Below are 19,214 nucleotides of genomic sequence, written 5' to 3'. Positions count from 1 at the left end.
TTTTTGCCGACTTATTTCCCAGAAAAATACAAACGCCGGACTGTTTGTAGCTTTCCTTTTATGAAAGTTCTTTACGATCATCAATCATTCACTGGCCTGACCTACGGGGGCGTTTCTCGATACTTTTTTGAGTTGATGCGTTCGTTTTCCAGGCAGCAGAATATTGACTTTGAGTTGTCCTTACGGCTTTCCAACAACGAATACCTCGACCAGGCATCGTTCAGCCGTCATTTGCGCTACCCGCGTTTCGCGCAAGTCCGCCATGTGAACCGCGTAGCGTCCGTGCTGAACCGGCTTTATAGCCTGAGCCGGATTCGGGCGGGACAGTTCGATGTTTTTCATCCGACTTACTACCACCGCTATTTTCTGAATTCGCTCGGCGCTAAACCGTTTGTGCTGACGTTTCACGACGCGGCCAGCGAACGCTTCGGCGACCTATATCCTGATCTGGGCGAGGGACTGTACGAGGTCAAGAAGAAACTGATTGAGCGGTCTGATGCGGTCATTACCGTGTCGGAATTCTCGAAACAGGAGATTCTGACTTATTTCCCGATTAATCCGGAGAAGATAACTGTCGTTCACTTAGGCACGGTATTTGGCACCGAGCTGATGAATGAGACCACCAATTTATCCGTTTCCGCTGAACCTTTTTCGTATGTGTTGTACGTTGGCAAGCGAAGACTGTACAAAAATTTCGACGGATTTTTCCGGGCCATGCAATCGGTACTGCGTCGGCACCCCGACCTGCACATTATCTGCGCCGGGGGTGGGGTGTTTGACCGCATTGAGCAGTCCATGTTCCAGACTGCGCGGCTTAGTGAGCGCGTTCATTACCGACCCGTTACGGATGCCGGGCTGCTGTCGCTTTACCGCAATGCCCGTGCGTTTGTGTTTCCTTCACTAAACGAAGGGTTTGGCATTCCGGTGCTCGAAGCCTTCAGTGGCGGTTGCCCCGTTGTTCTCAGCAACTGTACTTCGCTGCCCGAAGTAGCGGGTGAAGCGGCTGTGTACTTCAATCCCGAAAACGATGATTCTATTGCCGGTGCTGTGGAGCGTGTGCTGACGGACGAGTTACTCCGCAATGATCTGATTCAGAAAGGAACGGAACGGTTGCGCCATTTTTCGTGTGATAAAACCGCCCGGCAAACGCTGGCCGTCTACCAAACGTTATGCTAACGGTCGTCACCCGGCAACCCCGCCGACTGGCAGCAGTGCCGGGGGGACCGGGCGTGTGTCAGCGCATCATCGCCAATAGTTGTCTTAACCGTTAAGTAAGTCAATCAATGAAGAAATTTCTCAGTCTGCTGGAAACGCTCGATTACATGCGAATGGTTGTCGGCATCTGCATATTGGTGGACGGCTACCCACTCATCTTCTTCTTTCGGGAGACGCTCCGGCTGGCCCCCGGCAGTACGGTGTTCACGGCTGCGGCCTTAGCCGTTGGATTAGTGCTGATGGTTCCGTTTACCATTCTACGGCGGTTGTACCGGCCTAATATGACCATGCTGGCGATGGGCGTTGGGTTCTTGTTGTTCTGCATTTTTTACATGTACGTGTACATGGGGGATACGGCATTCAAGGAGTACAACAAGGAAATGATTTATTACACGTATATCCTGCTGTTTCTGTTTCTTCTCATTAACACGCCCAACGAGATCATCCGCGTATTTATTCCGATTGTCGTGCTATTCACGCTGGTATCCAATCTGGGACTTCTTTATTCTCTGCTGACCAACCCAAGCTGGGCTATTGGTATGCGGGCGGCCATCACGATTGGAGGTAACGATGAAGCAACGGGCAACCCGCACTCGTTCTCGCGCAATGCCTTTATGGGTGCAATTGCCTGCGCCATTTGGCTGCTTCATCCCAAAACCAGCATTGTATTCCGGTTACTGGCTTTTTTCGCTGGTATACTCAATGTAGTCGTGCTGGTGCTTACTCAAACGCGGTCGGCAATTCTTGCCCTGATTATAGCTGCCGCCCTGTTCATTTACTTCAACGTCCGCCCGGCCCAGATTCGCCACGCCGTTCGTGGGCTGGTGACACCCGTTCCGCTTATTGTTATGGGCGTTGGATTCATTGGTATCATCTACCTCACGCAACGCTTCAGCTACGGGTACTCCATTCTCTACGGCTATGCCATGAGCTTCATGGAACGCAACTTAGACAATGTGTACGCCCTGCTGGGCTTGAATGCCGCTGGCGCTAACTACCAGGCTACGTTAGACGATTCGGCGGCTTACCGGTCCATAAGCGCCCAGTTCTTCAGTAATGTACTCGAAGGACACGCGCACGAGTTAATTCTGGGCTATGGCTACAAATACATTTATTTAGACGTTCCGATTCTGGAATCGCTGACCGATCAGGGAATCTTTGGCTTCATTCTGTTTGGCGGTCTCAACGCCCTGTGCGTCTACCACGTGGTGGGAATTATGCGACGCAATCCAAACCAACTGAGCATTTTCTTAGCTTATTTTTACATGTTAATTTTGGTTCAGCTACTTACCAACGGGCGTCCGTACGACACGTCGTTCTGGTTTCCACTGGCCCTGATGATTCGGTTTATGGGCGTCGATCACCTGTTTCCGGCTCACCTGTCGGATCACCCGGCCGACCAGCCGAGCGAATCGTTCGAGGTTGTTCCCAATCCATCCTGACCCTGTTTACTCCTAACCTTTGAGGCCCGGCCAGCCTACGCGGCCCAACCCCTGCGGCCTGTCTGATGCGTATTCTGATTGTTCACAACTTCCTCTGGGCGCACTACAAAGCCAGCGTATTCCAGGCCCTCCAGCGGGCGGTCAATCAGCGGCCGGATACGACCCTGAAGGTACTGCAAATTGCCCGCAACGAGCGGTCGCGGGCGAGTCTGGAAACCACCGGTATTAACGCGGCAGTTCCCGTTTATCTATACAACTACGAATTGCTTTTCGACCGTTATATGGAAGACGTCAGCCTGCGCGAACGGGCTGCTGTACTGCTCCAGCGCGTGAGGGCCTTCCGGCCCGATGTTATCAATTTGACCGGCTACTACGACCCGGCGCAGATTCTGGTGCTCCTGTGGGCCAAAGCAACCGGCATTCGGGTAGTGATGCAGGTCGAAAGCACCGCCACCGATCACCAGCGCGGGGGCTGGAAAGAGCAATTCAAACGCTGGGTTTTCGGTCGATGCGACGGTTTTTTCTGTTTCGGTGAACAATCGGCAAACTACCTCATCAACTTAGGCGTTGCGCCAGTCACCATTCTGCTTCGCCGGAACGCCGTCGATAACAACGCCCTCCGAGTCGCATACGACCGGGCGTTGCCAACCCGTGCCCAACAGCAGCAGGCACTGGGTTTACGACCGAATAACTTTGTTTTCGTTGGCCGTTTAATTGCCTTCAAAAACCTGCCAGTGTTGCTCACGTCATTTGCCGAAGCCCGACTACAATCAGCCAACGCAGCCGACTGGAGCCTTATTCTGCTCGGCGACGGTCCTGAAGAACCGGTGCTTCGCCAAAAAGTGGACGAATCAGGACTGGGTGATGTGGTTAGATTTCTGCCGGGTCGACCCTGGTTTCGGGTGCCTGATGTACTGGCCCTGAGCAACGTACTGGTGTTACCGAGCATTTCGGAACCCTGGGGACTGGTGGTCAACGAAGCAATGGCCTGCGGCTTGCCCGTGATTGTCTCGAACCGCTGTGGCTGCGTACCGGATTTAGTGCACCACGGCCAGAACGGTTTCGTCTTTGATTCCAATGAACCCGCCGAACTGACGCTTTATCTGACGCAGTTTATGGACGGCAGCGTCGATATTGAGCAGATGGCCCGGTCGGCGCAGCAGTTGATTGCGCCGTACGCACCTGAGGCCGTTGCGCGGGAAATGCTCGCCGGATTTGTAAAAGTCAATTCATAATTGATTACTTCGCGGCACCTATGCGAATTCTGAACATTTGCGCGTACACCTGGGAGGCTGGTGGGCCGTCGAAAGTAATCTTTGACCACACGCAGGTGGCCCTGCGCTACGGTCATCAGGTGGATATTCTCAGCCCCATCACTAAGGGCGAGAAACCGTATCCGGTGCCAGCGGGAGCCCGGCTGATTCTGTGCCAGCGAACGCCGGTCATCAGCCGGTTCTTCCGCGAGTTTTCGGGCGAGTTGTTCAGCTACCTGCAAAAAAATATCCGGGCGTACGACATCATTCACTGCCACGGTCTATGGCATTTCGGCACGTTAGCCCCATTTTTTATTGACCGCAGTGTTGCCAAAGTAATAACCCCACACGGCGTATTGGACCCCTGGGTTTACGCCCACAATCGCTGGAAAAAGACCCTTATCGACACTCTCGCCCAAAAAACGTACCTGCGCCGGGCCGACTTGGTGCACGTGCTCAGCACCGACGAACGGCGCGATGTGGACAATTATTTAGCGGCTCCTCATCCCAACGTAGTGGTGATTCCGAACGGTATCCGATTGAGCGATTTCGCCCAGCTACCGCCCCGAGGAACGTTTCGCAGTCAAATCGGCCTTGCCGACGACCAGCCGCTGGTCTTGTTTATGAGCAGGCTCAACGTCAAAAAGGGGTTGGGCCTGCTGTTGCCTGCTTTCCGCGATTACGTCCGTACCCATCCCCATAGTGTGCTGGTTTTGGCAGGCCCGAATGATGGCTACGAAGACACGGCCCGCCAATTTATCGACACCCACCAACTGAACGACTCAATCCGATTGGTCGGCATGTTAACCGGCGATACGAAAAAAGCGGCCCTCGCCGAAGCCGACGTATTTGTGCTTCCTTCGTTTTCGGAAGGTTTTTCGATGGCCGTTTTGGAAGCAATGGCCGCCGGTACGGCAACATTAGTATCGGATAAAGTGGGCTTTAGCGACGTTATTCGTCAGCATCAGGCCGCCGGTGTCATCGCTGAATTAACGCCCGACGGCGTCTGGGCGGGGCTGAAAAACCTACTCGACGACGAAACTCTGCGGCAGCGCATCAGCCAGAATGCCACAGCTCTGTTACAGGCGCAGTATGACATTGACGTCGTAGCGAAACGGCTACTGGATGAATATGAAAAGGTTTTAATGAAGAATGGTTAATGTATAATGAACAATGGTGCGTTAAGCAGACGGTCTCTTCATTGTGCATTTTCCATTAATCATTATTCATTAAAATTTCCGTCCGGCTCACTTTATTCCAGTCCACTTGGCGGTCCGCTTCGGTGAGGTCGATGAATGGAAAATCGGTGAGCAGTTGTTTGAGTTTGGGCCAGCATCCCTTCAGTCCGTAGTACGATTTAAACTGCCGCGCCCGGCTCAGACCGGGAATCATGGGTTGTTCGGCGTCAAAGTCGCGGGGGTGAAAATACGTCATCACATAGTCGGACCGGCGCATCAGTTCCCGGATAACGGCGTACGGCAACAGCCGAAAATACCCCCCGCCCGAAAAAATCAGGTCCTGACCCAGCACGGCGGCCGTGTTGATGGGAAATTCTTTTAACAATGTACCACCCACGTTCAGATACCCCGGCTCGAATAGGCCCATAGAGGCATCGCCCCCGTGCGACCGGCGGGCCGAAAACACCGAGCAATCGACTTCAATGCCCTGCTCTACTAAGATTGGGAACACCCAGCGATTGTATTCTTTAATGGAGAAACCCGGTGCCCGGTAGGAGCGGATTTTTTTGCCCGTTATCTCCTGTAAATGGTTGATAGAGCGTGTCAGATCGATCTGAAATTCGGCGGGCGTTTGCTCGTAAGCAAGTTGGTGAGCGTAGGAATGCGTAGCAATTTCGTAACCGGCCGCGTCGATTCGGCGGATCACGTCGGGGTGCTTGTCGGCGACCCAACCCAGGCAGAAGAACGTAGCCCGGCTGTTGGTTTCGTCTAAAAGCTGGAATATACGGTCCATATTCCGGTAAATCCGCGTGTCGTACCGGCCCCACTCGGCTTCGGTCCGCGTCGATGCATTGTCCAGAATATGGAACCACTCTTCAATATCGAACGTCAGGATGTTCATAGAAAGTCGTTAGTCGATAGTCAATGGTAGTAGAAATGTGGGTTGCTGACGACTATTGACTATCGACTTTCATTAATAGAATCGCTTGCCAGCCGCCAGAAAATCCTGCACGTCGGCACGGGTGGGGAATGAGAAATAGGTCATCTGGGCCGCGTCGTTCTCGATCAATTCCGGGTTACCCGCGTGAATTTTTTCGATGGACTCCAGAATAGCATCCATACCCATTTTCTTGGTAACGTCGATTAATTCGGCCTGGGTCATGTTGCCGATTTCGAGTTTGTTCTGCACTAAGATTGGACCGCTGTCGATGCCTTCGTCCACAAAAAAAACGGATACGCCCGTGTGCGTTTCGCCGTTCTTGAGCACCCAGAACGACGGCATCAGCCCGCGATATTTAGGTAGCAGGGCCGTATGGAGGTTGATACAGCCGTGAGTGGCTACGTCCAGCAGTTTGCGTTTAAATATCTGATTTCCCGCAATAGACACCAGCAAATCGGGTTTGTAAGCCCGTAGCTTGGCAATATTCTCGTCCTTATTAATGGTCCCCTCGATCTGAATCAACGGGATGTTTCGGTCGGCCAAGGTCTTGCGGACGTTGTTGCGGCTGTCTAATTTCGACGCCACAAATTTGAACCCGTAGCGCATGAAAAAGGGTAACCCGAAGATGTCGTACGTCTTTTTTATCTTGTCCCGAAAGCTTTCCCGCTTGCCGAAGGGTGACACGTCGAACACCACCGTCGCGACGACTTCGGCGTAGGGAGGCAATTTTTTCAACAGGTAGTCGATGTTGCGGGCGAGGTAGAAAGGATCGTCCTGCGTCAGAATGACAAGGCGCATAAGTAAAAGGGTAAAGAGAACGTTGGTTGCGGGCGCAAAAATACGGAATCCAGCGCAAAGCCAACGCCCACCTCTACCGAACAACAACCTTCTGGCGCAAAATTGGGCCGTCGGCGGTTTGCAGATCTACCACGTATAACCCGGCTTCTACGTTATCCAGCCCGATGGCAATGGTGTTGCGGGCGGTTCCAGCCCACCGTTTCACAGCCCGGCCCAGCAAATCACGCACGACCGCATCGGTAACTGTCATCCGCTCTACGTCGATGTAAAGCATTTGACCGGCCGAAACCGGGTTCGGGTACAGTCGCGCCAACGGCATAATGGGTTCGGCACCCAGCACCAGCGGCTGCGAACGAATGACGTTGCTATACGCTGACTCCGACAGGTCGCTGGCGGTTCGGAGCCGGTAATAGTAGGTACCAACCGGGTTGGGCAGGTTGTCGTCGGTGTAGGTAGTGATGGCACCACCCAGCGTGGCAATGGGCTTGTAGGTAGCGGGCGTTTCGTCGGCGCGTTCGAGGTACTGCACCGTCGCCGTCGCCGACGCGGTCCAGGTTAGCTGAATCTGCTTTTCAGTAACGGGTCGGGCTGCGAGCGTCGTCACAGGAGTGAGGGCGTCGGCAATCGGCACATTATCGAATGAAAAAGCCCGCATTCCCCGCGTATTTTTCAGTACTGGTCCGTCGTAGAATTTCGATTGTGCATCAGAAAAGTACGCGGGCAAATACCGGATAGTTTTAGCCGAAACGGGCTGCCGCAGGGCCAGCGTGACGCGGTTACCAGTAGCTGAACCTACCGAGACCTGGCCTGCCTGACCGTCTAAGTACAGATAATCCGTTTGTTTCCGGCTGTATAGTATGGCGCCCGTGGCAAAACTATAGAACGTAGTATCAGGTCGGTACACCATCTGCATTCCTTCGTCAAAGACCATCGTGATGGAGTCTTTGCGGGTATTGTAAAACACCTTTTTAACATCCGGCGAATTGATTTGCAGCGTGTCCTTCGATCCATAAAAATCGCGGGCAATTTGCCGAAACTGCTCCAATGCTAACTGCTGATGCCCTCGTCCACCGTAGTGAATGCCGTCGTTACCTAAATCGGGGGTTCCAACTGTAGCAATGGCCCCCACGTTGCTGTATATGGACTGCGTCCGTCGCTGAAAGTCGCGCAGCGCAGCCGCCCCTTCCACCCTGTCGCCCAGAATATTAATCTGACCAACGTATATACGTGCGTTACCGTAATCTTCGCGGAACTGAGCATATAATTTACTGAATTTTTCGGCGTAGCCCTCCGGGTTGTTGCCCGCTTCGTCCTCACCTTGCTTCCAGATAATTGCCTTCACGTTTTTGGCCACACCCGCCCACTGCGTCCGAAACAGCAGTTGCCCGTAAAAGGTAGTCAGATTGGCTGGGTTAGCGGCATCGCGGAACGCCAGCGGGCCGATACCCGTGCCCCCCTGTGCGCCATTGATCACAACGGTTGGAATACCGTAGGTTTGCAGAATGAGTCGCTGTAGGGTAAGCCCAAACCCGCCCACACTGCTGAACGGCTGTTTAGCCGGATACCACTGAATCTCGGCCGGGATGTTGGATGAGTTGTAGGGAAATGTACAGTTGCGCAGGTATTTGTCATCAAAATCGAACGAATAGAATTCCTCTAATCCGCCCAAAGCCAGCGCGTTCGACTGCCCGTAGAGGATGTACACGTCACCAGAAACGATTCGGCTGCGCGTTACTATTTCCGTTGAATCATTGTTTTTGTACAATAACACCCGTACCGAATACTCCGCGGGTTCAGCCTTGATCTGAGCCTGAAACTGGAACGCCGTGTTTGTGGATGCCGGGGCAATCGTTTGGCTTAGCTGCTGACTCACCTTCCCTTCCCGCAGCACCTGCACCCCAATTTTAGTCCAGCCCGCCGTGGTCACCTGCCCGCTGATGGGCACCTCAGCCTGATTCGTCGCGTTGCGTGGATAGAGTTGTAAATCGTGGGGCAGTTGATCAAACGTTACCTGCCCGAATGTCGGAAGATAGTACAAAAACAACATGAATGCACTGTAAAGTCTCTTCATCAGCTTTTTCCCGTCTAAAAAAAGTTATAATATTGCGTGATTGATTGACTCCTGAACGGTATTGTAAAAATAAGGTCTTTTTCGACACAAAGAGCGAAAAAACTCTTGTTAAAAGCCATTTTAGTGTGACCACATGAGTGACGTATCCGTCATCATTTTAACGTACAACGAAGAAAAACACATTGCCCGGTGTTTGGAAAGTCTTCTGTTGTTCACGGACAAAATTTTTATTGTCGATTCGTTTTCGTCCGACCGTACCGTCGACATTGCCCAGTCGATGGGGGCTATGGTCGTTCAGAACGCGTGGGTTAACTACGCCACTCAGTTCAACTTCGGCATTGCCCACACGCCTTTCCAGACCACCTGGCTCATGCGGATGGACGCCGATGAGTACGTGCTGCCCGAACTGGCGGCTGAGATTAACGGGCGGCTGGCAACGCTCCCGGCCGATGTGGGGGGGGTGTACGTGAAACGACGGGTCATATTTCTGGACCGCTGGATGCGCCACGGCAGTTACTACCCGATCTGGCTGCTGCGCGTGTGGCGACGGGGTGATGGCTTTTGTGAGCAGGTCTGGCACGATGAGCATATCAAACTAACCAAGGGTCAGCCCATTCGCTTCGACCACGATATTGTTGATCATAACCTGAATAACCTAACGTGGTGGACGCAGAAACACAACCATTATACCATTCTGGAAGCAATTAATCTGCTCAACTACCGCTATCACTTCGACAAAGCAGAAACGGTGCAGGCCCGACTCTTTGGCACGCAGGACCAGCGGATGCGCTTTCTGAAAGAACGGTATGCGTCCTTACCGCTCTTTACCCGGCCCGTGCTGTACTTTATCTACCGGTATTTTGTGCGGTTAGGGTTTCTGGACGGACGTGCGGGTTTTGTCTGGAGTGTGCTACAGGCCCTGTGGTACCGTTTTCTGGTCGACGCCAAGCTAATGGAGGTGATCCTGCGGGCCGGTCGCGACAAAGAGGCAATTATTGATTATTTCCTGAAAGAGTATGGCAAAGATCTCAGACCCGCTCAACCCCGGAAGATTGGTCAGGACTGAACCGGTCCCGTCCGATCAGCCCCGGCCCGAAACCAATGGTCAGACGGATTTCTCCCGCTTCAATATTAGTTGGTATAATCCCGGTCCACGCTGGAAGGTGCTGCTGTGGTTTCTGACGAATTCGTTTTTTTTGAATACCTACCTACCCATCCCAATGACGCTCAAAGTCAGGGTGCTGCGGCTGTTCGGCGCTAAAATTGGCAGCAGTGTGATCATCAAACCAGCGGTTAATATTAAGTACCCCTGGTTACTTCGGGTGGGCAATCACGTCTGGATTGGGGAGCAGGTCTGGATCGACAACCTTAGCGAAGTCGTCATTGGCAACCATGTCTGCCTGTCACAGGGGGCTATGCTACTAACTGGTAATCACGACTACCGGCGATCTACATTCGACCTCACGACCCGGCCTATCACAATCGACAACGGCGTCTGGATTGGGGCTAAATCGGTGGTGGGGCCGGGGGTGCATTGCCAGTCGCACGCGGTATTGGCGGTTAATTCGGTAGCCACTCATTCGCTCAACCCGTATGGCATTTATCAGGGAAACCCGGCCGTTTGGATTCGGCAGCGAAAAATCGATTCGTAAGAGCAACTGATTGCGGATTGTTACTCACATAATTACCCTTGCTCTTATTCACTACTATTACACCTGTTTATAGTGAAAGTTTCCATCATTACGGTTGTCTACAACGGAGCTCAATACATCCGGGATTGCATTGACTCCGTAGTCAATCAAACGTACGCGACCATCGAGTATATTATTATCGACGGGAAGTCGACGGATGGAACCGTGGAGATTGTTCAGTCATACGGCACGAAAGTTGCCCGTTTTATATCGGAATCCGACCAAGGGTTGTACGATGCCATGAATAAAGGCATTCGTTTAGCTACGGGAGACGTTATTGGCTTGTTGAATGCCGATGATTTCTACCGGCACACGGAGGTTGTCGCGAACATGGTTGCTGTTTTTAAGCGAACTGCCAGCGACGCGGTCTACGGTGATATGATCTACGTAGACCGCAACGACACCCAGAAACTGAAACGCTACTGGCGGTCGGGCTGGTACCGAAAAGACGCGTTTAAATGGGGTTGGATGCCTGGCCACCTGTCGTTCTTTGCGAAGCGGGAGTTATACGAAAAATACGGCTCGTTCAGACTTGACATGAAAAGCGCGGCTGACTATGAACTGCTCCTGCGTTTCATTCATAAGAATAAGATTAAACTGGCCTATATGGACGAAGTGACAATCGTGATGCGGGCGGGCGGGATTAGTAATAGTAGCCTGAAAAACCGGCTTCGGGCCAACCGCGATGACCACTTAGCCTGGGAGTTGAATGGCCTGAAACCGTACTTTTTCACGCTTTGGCTGAAGCCACTGCGTAAGCTTAATCAGTATGTGAGCAAGCCGCCTGCCCTTGAAAACCAGTCGTAAACGAATATTGGACGCCGTTAACTCAAATTTTAATTGTAAAACAGGACAAACCAGTCACTTTTACGCCCCTTCTGATGCCACTGCCCGTCCAAGCGGAACTTTAGCAACAGAGCGGCTTTCACCCGCCTTTTCGGCAAACGTACCTGACCGGTGGAATGCCAGATAAACGACCAGCCCTATGAACATTGACCTTTTTATAGCTTACCTCCAGCACAAATTTCAGGATGACCTATTCACCCTGGGTCTGTACCAATGCATTTTATCATTCTTAGTAGCCTGCTTTGTCGCCGTTGTCGCCATTCCGGTCATCATCAAAATTTCGGAATTAAAATCCCTGATGGAGAAACCCGGCGAACGCCGGTCGCATACCACGCCAACACCAACCTTTGGCGGCATCGCCATTTATGCCGCCCTTCTGATTGCGTATTTTTTGTGGCCCAGCATTGACCAGACCGACATTTACCGCACGAACCTGTCGGTTGCGGGCATGACGATTTTGTTTTTTATTGGCATAAAAGACGACCTGGTCGGCATTGACCCTAATAAAAAGATCCTGTTTCAGGTGCTATCTGCGCTGATTTTAATTTTCTTCGGCGACCTGCGCGTCGATTACCTGTATGGCATTATGGGCTTCCACCACATCGAAGAAATTGTCAGTATTCTGCTGACGTGCTTCATTTTCATTGCCCTGACCAACGCGATTAACCTTATTGATGGCATCGACGGGCTGGCGGGGGGAATTGGCACCATTGCCAGTGCTACGTTCGGCGGCTGGTTTTTAATGACCAATCACTTTACCATGGCTTGCTTGGCGTTTACGCTGGCGGGCGCGCTGATTGGTTTTCTGCGGTTCAACTTTTCTCAGACCAGCAAGATATTCATGGGCAACACGGGCTCGTTGATTATTGGCTTCATGCTGGCGTTTTTCGCAGTTCGGTTCGTTAACCTCAACGCATCATTCCGGTACGAAGCAACGGCTTTTTTCAACGCACCAATTGTGGCAATCGTCATCCTGATTATCCCGATTTTCGATACGCTGCGGGTGTTTCTGGTCAGGATTCTGGCTGGCCGGTCCCCTTTTTCAGCCGACCGCAATCACATGCATCATATTCTGCTCGACAGCGGCCTGTCTCACATTCGGGCTACGGCCGTGCTGTGCGGAATCTCCTTAGCGAATACGGTCTTGTTTTTTCTGTTGAACCGCAACATCACCAACACCGAATCACTGCTGATTCTGGCCAGTCTATTCGGTCTCTACATGGTTGTCAGCTTTCTGCTTAAAATGCGCATCATGTACTTGTCAACGCATCCGCGTCGCCGGAGAGCAGTGCTGCGTCGGGAATTACAAAGCGGCTTGTTCGGTCGGCGGCTGGTCGATTACCTGTAACTCAAATCAGCGCTACCAAAAACGGCTTCCCCATGCGTAGGGGAAGCCGTTTTTGGTAGCGCTGATTTGAGTTACTGCAGCCAGTTTTCACAGATGTGATCGACAGATTTACGTATGGCTGATTGATCGGCTGTCTTCGATAAAAAGTAGCTGCTACCCCGCAGGCTGCTTTGCTCAATCTCCTCCTCACTGGCCGAATGCGACCAAATTACTACGGGCACGTCTCTCAGACGGTTGTGGCTACGAATCCAGGCCAGTATGTCCAAACCGTTCGTGGCGGGTAAGCGCAAGTCTAAGAAAATTAAATTGGGGGTCGGCAGGAAGGTGTCAGCGAAGGTAACGGCCTGTTCAAAATGCCTCACCTGATGAACTTTGGCCCGTTTGGTACACTGCTGCAGGACCATTTCCAACAGGATGGACTCATCCTCATCATCGTCGATTAAGAGTATATGGTTCTCCATTGCGCGTAGTCTACTGTCCCCTGATAGCGTATCTTTATGGGTCAACCCAGAAAAGTTACCAGTTGTTTTATAGATAGCGACAATAGTACTATCAGGCGTAAACCATTGACCATCAACAACAAATAAGCCAATCAGATTAAATACTGACTGGCTTATTAACGATGTGACCCCGATTGGATTCGAACCAATGACCGTCTGCTTAGAAGGCGTACGATTTACCCAAATTATAGCTTATTATTACTTATTACTTATCTAATAATCAGACTGTTGTGATATATTAATTTATTGTCCTTTAGTGTGGGTACAACATAACTTGTTATATTTGTTGTACCTAACGTTGTACCCAAAAGTTAGGTACAACAAATGGCACGGACAACGGAACACAAAGAAGGCAAGGCAACTGTAAAGGTCATTTACCGAACCGCTAAAACGCTTGCCGATGGGTCACACCCGTTCTGGTTACGCATTACCAAAGATCGTAAAAGCACGTTTGTAGCTACCGGCTTAAGTCTGTCTCCTAAGTACTGGAATGACAATTATACTGGCTACAAAGAAGCTGTTCGTAAAAGCTACCCCGAACCCTACCGGAACGAACTGATAAAAAAGCTGCACGAATGGGAACAGAAGTACAGCAATGCCGCTGATACGTTGGCCGATGGTGACGAAATGCACGACGCTAAAGCCGTTGCCAGCAAAGCCATTGAAGGCCGCAAGCAAGCCCGTAGGGTCACCTTACTGGCTTACATAGATGAGTTAGTTACCGGAATGGTAGCCGCCCGGCAAAAAGGGAATAGCATCATTTATAGAGACCTTAAAAACCAACTTGCTGACTTCATTCAGGATCACTACCGGAAAGAAGACATATCATTTAGTGAGGTAACGATACGGTTCTGCAACCAGTTGGAAACGTTCTTTCGGGAACGGGGTAACTCAGATACGACCCTGAGCAATCGCTACCGGACACTACGCGCTGTTCTCAACAAAGCTATTGCTGAAGGTGTAGCCAAACCAGACCACTACCCTTTTGCCCGCAACGTAGCCGAAAAGCACAAATTCAGTATCGGCAAGTTCGATACCTCAACGCAAAAGCGGGCAATCGGCCGGGATGAGGTACGTAAGATAGAAGACTTTACCCCTACTGGCAGCTTTACCGGCCCTCATGCCCACTTACGCAATGCCGTTGAAGTCGAACGCCTGACATTGGCAAAGAATGTATTCCTGTTCAGTTTCTACGTTGGCGGTATCAACTTTGTCGATCTGGCTAAACTCCGTTGGCGTAACCTGACTACCGACAGTGAGGGAAATCAGCGGCTCACTTACATACGACAGAAAACAGGCGGTAAGTTCTCTGTTCGGTTGTTGGCCCCCGCCATTACCATTATTGAGCAATACCGCCCCGATACGGGTAACGGGCCTGACGAGTACATATTCCCCATCCTCAACGGGAAACAGCATCAGACACCGACGCAAATTCACAACCGGACGCACAAGGTTTCTGCAATGGTCAACGCCGATCTGAAGACAGTAGGCCAGCGGGCCGGAATTGACACACCCTTAACTACCTACGTTGCCCGGCACTCATTCGCTACGGCCTTACGGCAAAAAGGCACCGCTACGGCCGTAATTAGTCAAATGATGGGCCATAAGACCGAAGCCGTTACCGCTATCTATCTGGATTCTTTTGCATCCGAAACCGTTGATTTAGCTTACGATGCTTTACTTTAGATTAAACTTCACAAATCATGCAAGGCGTATCACTCATCACTGACCAACAGGGGAACCCCCGAATTTTGACCATTGACGTACAGCAACACGACAGCCAGCTAAATCCGTTGATTGCCGGATTATTAGACCTCATTCGCCAACAGGATGAGGACACGGAACGAGCCGATTTTTACGCACAATCAATACAGGGATTAGCCCGCGCCTACGGAGACGATGAACCAGACTACTCGGACGCTGAACTGACCTGGACCAACCCCAACTACAAACCATGAACGAGGGGGATATAATTATTTGCCCGATTGCGTCCGTTACCGGCTCTGCCAAAGTACGGCCCGCGCTTGTGTTACGATCTTTGCCAACCTACAGCGATTTCCTGACGTGTGGTATTTCGTCGCAACTCTGGCAGGAAATATCCGGCTTTGACGAAGTACTAACCCCTGACCGTAGCAACAACCTACGAACCTCATCGGTAATACGGCTTAGTTTTCTGGCAGTGGTAAAACCATCCGACGTTCGGGGCGTAATTGGCCGGGTTCCTGATTCAGTACTCAATACCCTACGACGACGGTTAGCCGACCACTTAACAAAAACCCTGTAGCAATTGAATCGACAACTCTATCAGAGTCGATTTCATCGGAAACTGTTGATTCATCCTGTGGTACTTCGTTGTAACTTTTAATCATACTAAAATGAAATACGTTTTTGATTTAATGAATGAGGATAGTATCAAAAATGGACTTAAAGAGATGTTACAGGAATCCGTTCGCAATGCTGCTTATTATGATGGAGACCCTGAACAAGGTGGAAAAAGAATTACCCGTAACGAATCACCTGTATTCAATGGAATAATTGAGGCAATGGTAGCAGCAACAGGGCTACCCTATGTACCAACTGACGACGCCGAAAAGATGATAGTAGCCCGTCAGGAATTCTATATAAAGCAACTTGCGAAAACGAAAGAACGGCGAAAATGGAATTCAGGAAAGGAAAGTACAGATAGTGATATTAAAGAATATCGCCAGCTATGGTTAAAAGAAGAGTTAGAAAATATTGATCGTTGGAAGACACAAGCCCCGCAGGACAGACCAGAGATTATTATCGAGTTAGATAAGTACAAGAACTATGTATCAAACGAAGTCAACATGATTCAGACTGGTACACCCCCCGAAATCTACAGTCTTTGCACTGCCGAAACATTCAAAACTGATATTGGTGAACTGTGCGATAAATGCCCTTTGCCGGTATACATACGGACTAAAATAAAAGCGCAGATAACATTTCAAGCTCAACAGCAAAGAGAAATCCTAACTAATCTTCAGTTTATTGAATACTGTAATGATGAGATTAAAAACGCACAAAAATCTATGATGGAGACAAGCCTTTTTGTACAACAGGACAAAGATTCGCCGATATTTCGCAATGCCAGAACGCTTGTATTTATCTGGAACAAGGAGCGTATAAAAGAATTAAACAGAGTACAGATAGAGGCCGCTCCTACCTCCATATCCCACCAAACAAGCACCCCAGTCAATTCAACACCAACGATCACCGATGAGCGAAGTAAAGAACGTAAACAGCAATCAGGCACTAAAAAGCGGTATGAGCAATACAAAGCCGACTTTAATAATTTTCAATTATTAGAGAGTAAAGGCACAAGTGAAGCGACGCGACTTGCAGCCAAAAAGCATGGTGTTAGTATTGATACAATAGAGCGGGCATTAGGTTTTAAAAAGTAAATGGTAATGCAACTTGCCTTTTGCCCCGGTGCAACTTGCCTTTTGCCCTCTCATTCTTTGATTTTACCGAAAAGTTTCTAATTTCTTTGTGGCTGAACTTTAAACAAGTCAGCCATGAGCGATTTAACCGATGTAAAGTTTTTTCTGGCTTCTTTGATTCGCCCAATTGTCAAAGAGGCCGTTCGAGAGGAGTTTAGCGCCCTCACTACTACCAGCCACACCGCACCTGATGAAGTTGGCGGTATCGAGTTGGCCCGGCAAGTCACCCGACTGAGTGCCGCCCGTATCTATACGCTCGTATCAGAGCGAAAATTACCCCATAAGAAACGCGGTAACCGGTTGGCGTTCCGTCGTTCTGAACTTTTGAACTGGTTGGATGAGGGCAACCGCGAAACGATAGGAGGGCCGGACGCATGAGCACAGCCCTTGCCCACCTCAACACCCTGGCCGATCAGCATAAGGCGCAGCGATCTCCCAACTTTCCGGCCAAATACATTCCCCGCAGCAAGTACAATGACCGGGACGCCAACGGCCTGACAAAGTGCATTGTCGATTTTTGCAACTTGACAGGCCATTTTGCCACCCGGCTACAATCTACCGGAACGTACCGCGCTGATGTGAATAAGTACATTCCAAGTCAGCAACGGGCCGGACTGCCAGACGTGTTCGCCGTTATCGAGGGCCGCGCTGTATTTGTCGAGGTCAAGCACGGATTCGACCGGCTATCTGAAGTACAAAACGAGACCATTAGCGATCTGCAAAGAGCAGGGGCAAGCGTCTACATAGCTCGTGACTTTCAGAGCTTCTATAACTGGTTTACGGCTCAATTCCTGACCCCGCCCTTTGTATGAATCCATAACTAAAGCAGGCCGATACCCCACAGTATCGGCCTGCTTAACTCATCAATTATATGGCAACTGAACTCCATAAAGATACGCTAACCGCGTCGGATATAACAGCGCAGATCACCGCCGATGCCCACCGGCTTAAACATACGGCCTTTGTCTGCCAGCCACACGCGCAGCTAATGACCAATTTGTTAGAGCAGGTGCAAAGAATTGATTATCGGGAGCGGGCCGGGTTTGAACCTGATGATGAGGACGCGAAACTTAAAAAGCCCCACTATCTCATTATTACCGTTGAGGAAGTGTTAGCCCTGGCCAGCCGCAACCGGTGGGACTTATGCCAGCGTGAAGGCTTTTTCTATTCCTACAACGGGGCATACTGGAAACCGTTCGGGAAAGACGACCTGAAAGCATTCCTACGGCAAGCCGCCGAACGCATGGGCGTTGATAAATTTACGGCCCGATACGTTGAGTTTTCCAAAGACCTGTTCGAGCAGTTCACCGAAACGGCCACCTTACCCGCCCCGCCCGTCAACCGTGAATCTGTCCGTATCAACCTGACCAATGGCACGTTCGAGATCAGCACCGATAGCCAGGATATACGCGCCCCCGCTGCCGCTGACTTTCTGACCCATCAGTTACCCTTTGCCTATGACCCCACAGCGACCGCCCCACAGTTTGAGCAGTTTCTAAACCGGGTACAACCCGATCCCGATTGCCAAAAGCTGTTAGCCGAATATTTAGGCTATGTCTTTATCAGTCCGGCAAAGTTGAAATTGGAAAAGACCCTACTGCTTTACGGTTCAGGGGCAAATGGCAAATCAGTATTTTTTGAGATTGTTACGGCCTTGCTGGGACCGGATAATGTGTCTCATTACTCCCTGCAAAGTTTGACCAATGAACCCGCTTATTGCCGCGCTCATCTGGCTACGAAATTGGTCAACTATGCCAGCGAGATAAACGGCAAGTTAGAAGCTGACACGTTCAAACAGATGGTTTCGGGCGAACCCGTCGAAGCCCGCTTACCCTACGGTCAACCCTTCATTCTGACTAATTACGCCAAACTCATCTTTAACTGTAACGAGTTACCCGCCGATGTGGAACACACACCTGCCTATTTTCGGCGGTTCCTCATCGTACCGTTCGGCGTAACCATTCCTGAACACGAACAGGATAAGCAGTTAGCTAACAAGATTATTGAGTCGGAGCTATCGGGCGTGTTCAACTGGATACTATCGGGTTTACGTCGGCTACTGGCACAGGGCCGCTTTACCGACTGTGAAGCGGTACGGACGCAACTGGAAACCTACAAGCGACAGTCCGACACCGTGCGGCTATTCTTGGATGAGCAAGGATATCAGGTCAGCACCAATCCTATACCCTTGAAAGACTTGTATCGAGAATATAAGGCGTATTGCATTGAGGATGGATACCGACCGGTGAACAACCGCAATTTTCAGAAGCGGCTAAATGCCAACGGTGTACAAACCGAACGCGCCCGGTTTGGCTATGTAGCTTATGTGCATAGAACTGACATGCCGTACTAAAAATAAAAGTTGTTTTCAAGCCTGCACAACCTACACAGCCTACACAGATCAGCCCCTCGTATTTTTTTCTGATACGTGTAGGCTGTGTAAGCAGTGTAGGCATAAACAAACCTTTTTT

The 19,214-nt window shown here is 50.7% G+C and carries 19 protein-coding genes; 15 read left to right on the top strand and 4 right to left on the bottom strand.

Annotated features, from left to right (window positions below; genetic code table 11):
* Nucleotides 1-60 precede the first annotated feature (60 nt).
* The 4 genes from ACYVHB_RS01885 (at nt 61) to ACYVHB_RS01870 (ending at nt 5,070) form a co-directional block, all read left to right on the top strand.
* Nucleotides 61-1,176 carry a glycosyltransferase family 4 protein gene (locus tag ACYVHB_RS01885; RefSeq protein WP_461049084.1) on the top strand — a complete coding sequence of 372 codons (1,116 nt, stop codon included), beginning with the start codon at nt 61-63 and terminating at the stop codon, nt 1,174-1,176.
* Between the two features lie 107 nt (nt 1,177-1,283).
* Nucleotides 1,284-2,657, top strand: a complete 1,374-nt coding sequence (locus ACYVHB_RS01880; RefSeq protein ID WP_461049082.1) for a hypothetical protein — start codon at nt 1,284-1,286, stop codon at nt 2,655-2,657.
* 65 nt (nt 2,658-2,722) lie between these two features.
* Nucleotides 2,723-3,892: a glycosyltransferase family 4 protein gene (locus ACYVHB_RS01875; RefSeq protein WP_461049080.1), complete on the top strand. Its 1,170-nt coding sequence runs from the start codon at nt 2,723-2,725 to the stop codon at nt 3,890-3,892.
* Nucleotides 3,893-3,912: 20 nt separating this feature from the next.
* On the top strand, nt 3,913-5,070 hold the full coding sequence (locus ACYVHB_RS01870; RefSeq protein ID WP_461049078.1) for a glycosyltransferase: 1,158 nt from the start codon (nt 3,913-3,915) through the stop codon (nt 5,068-5,070).
* Between the two features lie 55 nt (nt 5,071-5,125).
* Here the strand turns inward: ACYVHB_RS01870 and ACYVHB_RS01865 are convergent, their stop codons facing one another.
* The 3 genes from ACYVHB_RS01865 to ACYVHB_RS01855 form a co-directional block, all read right to left on the bottom strand.
* Nucleotides 5,126-5,989 (bottom strand): polysaccharide deacetylase family protein, encoded by an 864-nt coding sequence (locus tag ACYVHB_RS01865; protein ID WP_461049076.1) that lies wholly within the window; start codon nt 5,987-5,989, stop codon nt 5,126-5,128.
* Nucleotides 5,990-6,061: 72 nt separating this feature from the next.
* Nucleotides 6,062-6,826, bottom strand: coding sequence for a methionyl-tRNA formyltransferase (locus ACYVHB_RS01860; protein WP_461049074.1), 765 nt, complete (start codon nt 6,824-6,826; stop codon nt 6,062-6,064).
* A gap of 73 nt (nt 6,827-6,899) precedes the next feature.
* Nucleotides 6,900-8,897 (bottom strand): sialate O-acetylesterase, encoded by a 1,998-nt coding sequence (locus tag ACYVHB_RS01855; protein ID WP_461049072.1) that lies wholly within the window; start codon nt 8,895-8,897, stop codon nt 6,900-6,902.
* Between the two features lie 133 nt (nt 8,898-9,030).
* Here ACYVHB_RS01855 and ACYVHB_RS01850 point away from each other — a divergent pair, with 133 nt between their 5' ends.
* The 4 genes from ACYVHB_RS01850 (at nt 9,031) to ACYVHB_RS01835 (ending at nt 12,782) form a co-directional block, all read left to right on the top strand.
* Nucleotides 9,031-9,963, top strand: a complete 933-nt coding sequence (locus ACYVHB_RS01850; protein WP_461049070.1) for a glycosyltransferase family 2 protein — start codon at nt 9,031-9,033, stop codon at nt 9,961-9,963.
* Nucleotides 9,914-10,549: a WcaF family extracellular polysaccharide biosynthesis acetyltransferase gene (locus ACYVHB_RS01845; protein ID WP_461049068.1), complete on the top strand. Its 636-nt coding sequence runs from the start codon at nt 9,914-9,916 to the stop codon at nt 10,547-10,549. The genes ACYVHB_RS01850 and ACYVHB_RS01845 overlap by 50 nt, the downstream gene beginning before the upstream one ends.
* Before the next feature lie 72 nt (nt 10,550-10,621).
* Nucleotides 10,622-11,395 (top strand): glycosyltransferase family 2 protein, encoded by a 774-nt coding sequence (locus ACYVHB_RS01840; RefSeq protein WP_461049066.1) that lies wholly within the window; start codon nt 10,622-10,624, stop codon nt 11,393-11,395.
* Nucleotides 11,396-11,573: 178 nt separating this feature from the next.
* On the top strand, nt 11,574-12,782 hold the full coding sequence (locus ACYVHB_RS01835) for a glycosyltransferase family 4 protein (RefSeq protein ID WP_461049064.1): 1,209 nt from the start codon (nt 11,574-11,576) through the stop codon (nt 12,780-12,782).
* 71 nt (nt 12,783-12,853) lie between these two features.
* Here ACYVHB_RS01835 and ACYVHB_RS01830 read toward each other — a convergent pair whose 3' ends face one another.
* Entirely contained in the window at nt 12,854-13,243 is a 390-nt protein-coding gene (locus ACYVHB_RS01830) for a response regulator (RefSeq protein WP_461049062.1), read from the bottom strand.
* Between the two features lie 363 nt (nt 13,244-13,606).
* Here ACYVHB_RS01830 and ACYVHB_RS01825 point away from each other — a divergent pair, with 363 nt between their 5' ends.
* From ACYVHB_RS01825 to ACYVHB_RS01795, 7 genes are all read left to right on the top strand, one after another.
* Nucleotides 13,607-14,968, top strand: coding sequence for a site-specific integrase (locus ACYVHB_RS01825; protein WP_461049060.1), 1,362 nt, complete (start codon nt 13,607-13,609; stop codon nt 14,966-14,968).
* 17 nt (nt 14,969-14,985) lie between these two features.
* A complete protein-coding gene (locus ACYVHB_RS01820; RefSeq protein WP_461049058.1) occupies nt 14,986-15,240 on the top strand; it encodes a hypothetical protein in 255 nt (84 codons plus the stop codon).
* A complete protein-coding gene (locus tag ACYVHB_RS01815; protein WP_461049056.1) occupies nt 15,237-15,566 on the top strand; it encodes a type II toxin-antitoxin system PemK/MazF family toxin in 330 nt (109 codons plus the stop codon). Before ACYVHB_RS01820 ends, ACYVHB_RS01815 begins: the two co-directional genes overlap by 4 nt.
* A 91-nt stretch (nt 15,567-15,657) precedes the next feature.
* Complete coding sequence (locus tag ACYVHB_RS01810) at nt 15,658-16,704, top strand: hypothetical protein (RefSeq protein WP_461049054.1); 1,047 nt, start codon at nt 15,658-15,660, stop codon at nt 16,702-16,704.
* A 114-nt stretch (nt 16,705-16,818) separates the two neighbouring features.
* Nucleotides 16,819-17,121: a helix-turn-helix domain-containing protein gene (locus ACYVHB_RS01805; RefSeq protein WP_461049052.1), complete on the top strand. Its 303-nt coding sequence runs from the start codon at nt 16,819-16,821 to the stop codon at nt 17,119-17,121.
* On the top strand, nt 17,118-17,555 hold the full coding sequence (locus tag ACYVHB_RS01800; RefSeq protein WP_461049050.1) for a VRR-NUC domain-containing protein: 438 nt from the start codon (nt 17,118-17,120) through the stop codon (nt 17,553-17,555). The genes ACYVHB_RS01805 and ACYVHB_RS01800 overlap by 4 nt, the downstream gene beginning before the upstream one ends.
* 59 nt (nt 17,556-17,614) lie before the next feature.
* Nucleotides 17,615-19,096 (top strand): DNA primase family protein, encoded by a 1,482-nt coding sequence (locus ACYVHB_RS01795; RefSeq protein ID WP_461049048.1) that lies wholly within the window; start codon nt 17,615-17,617, stop codon nt 19,094-19,096.
* The last annotated feature ends 118 nt before the right edge of the window (nt 19,097-19,214 follow it).

This window comes from Spirosoma arcticum, from assembly GCF_054779955.1.
This window is presented reverse-complemented; position numbering and strand designations above follow the sequence as displayed.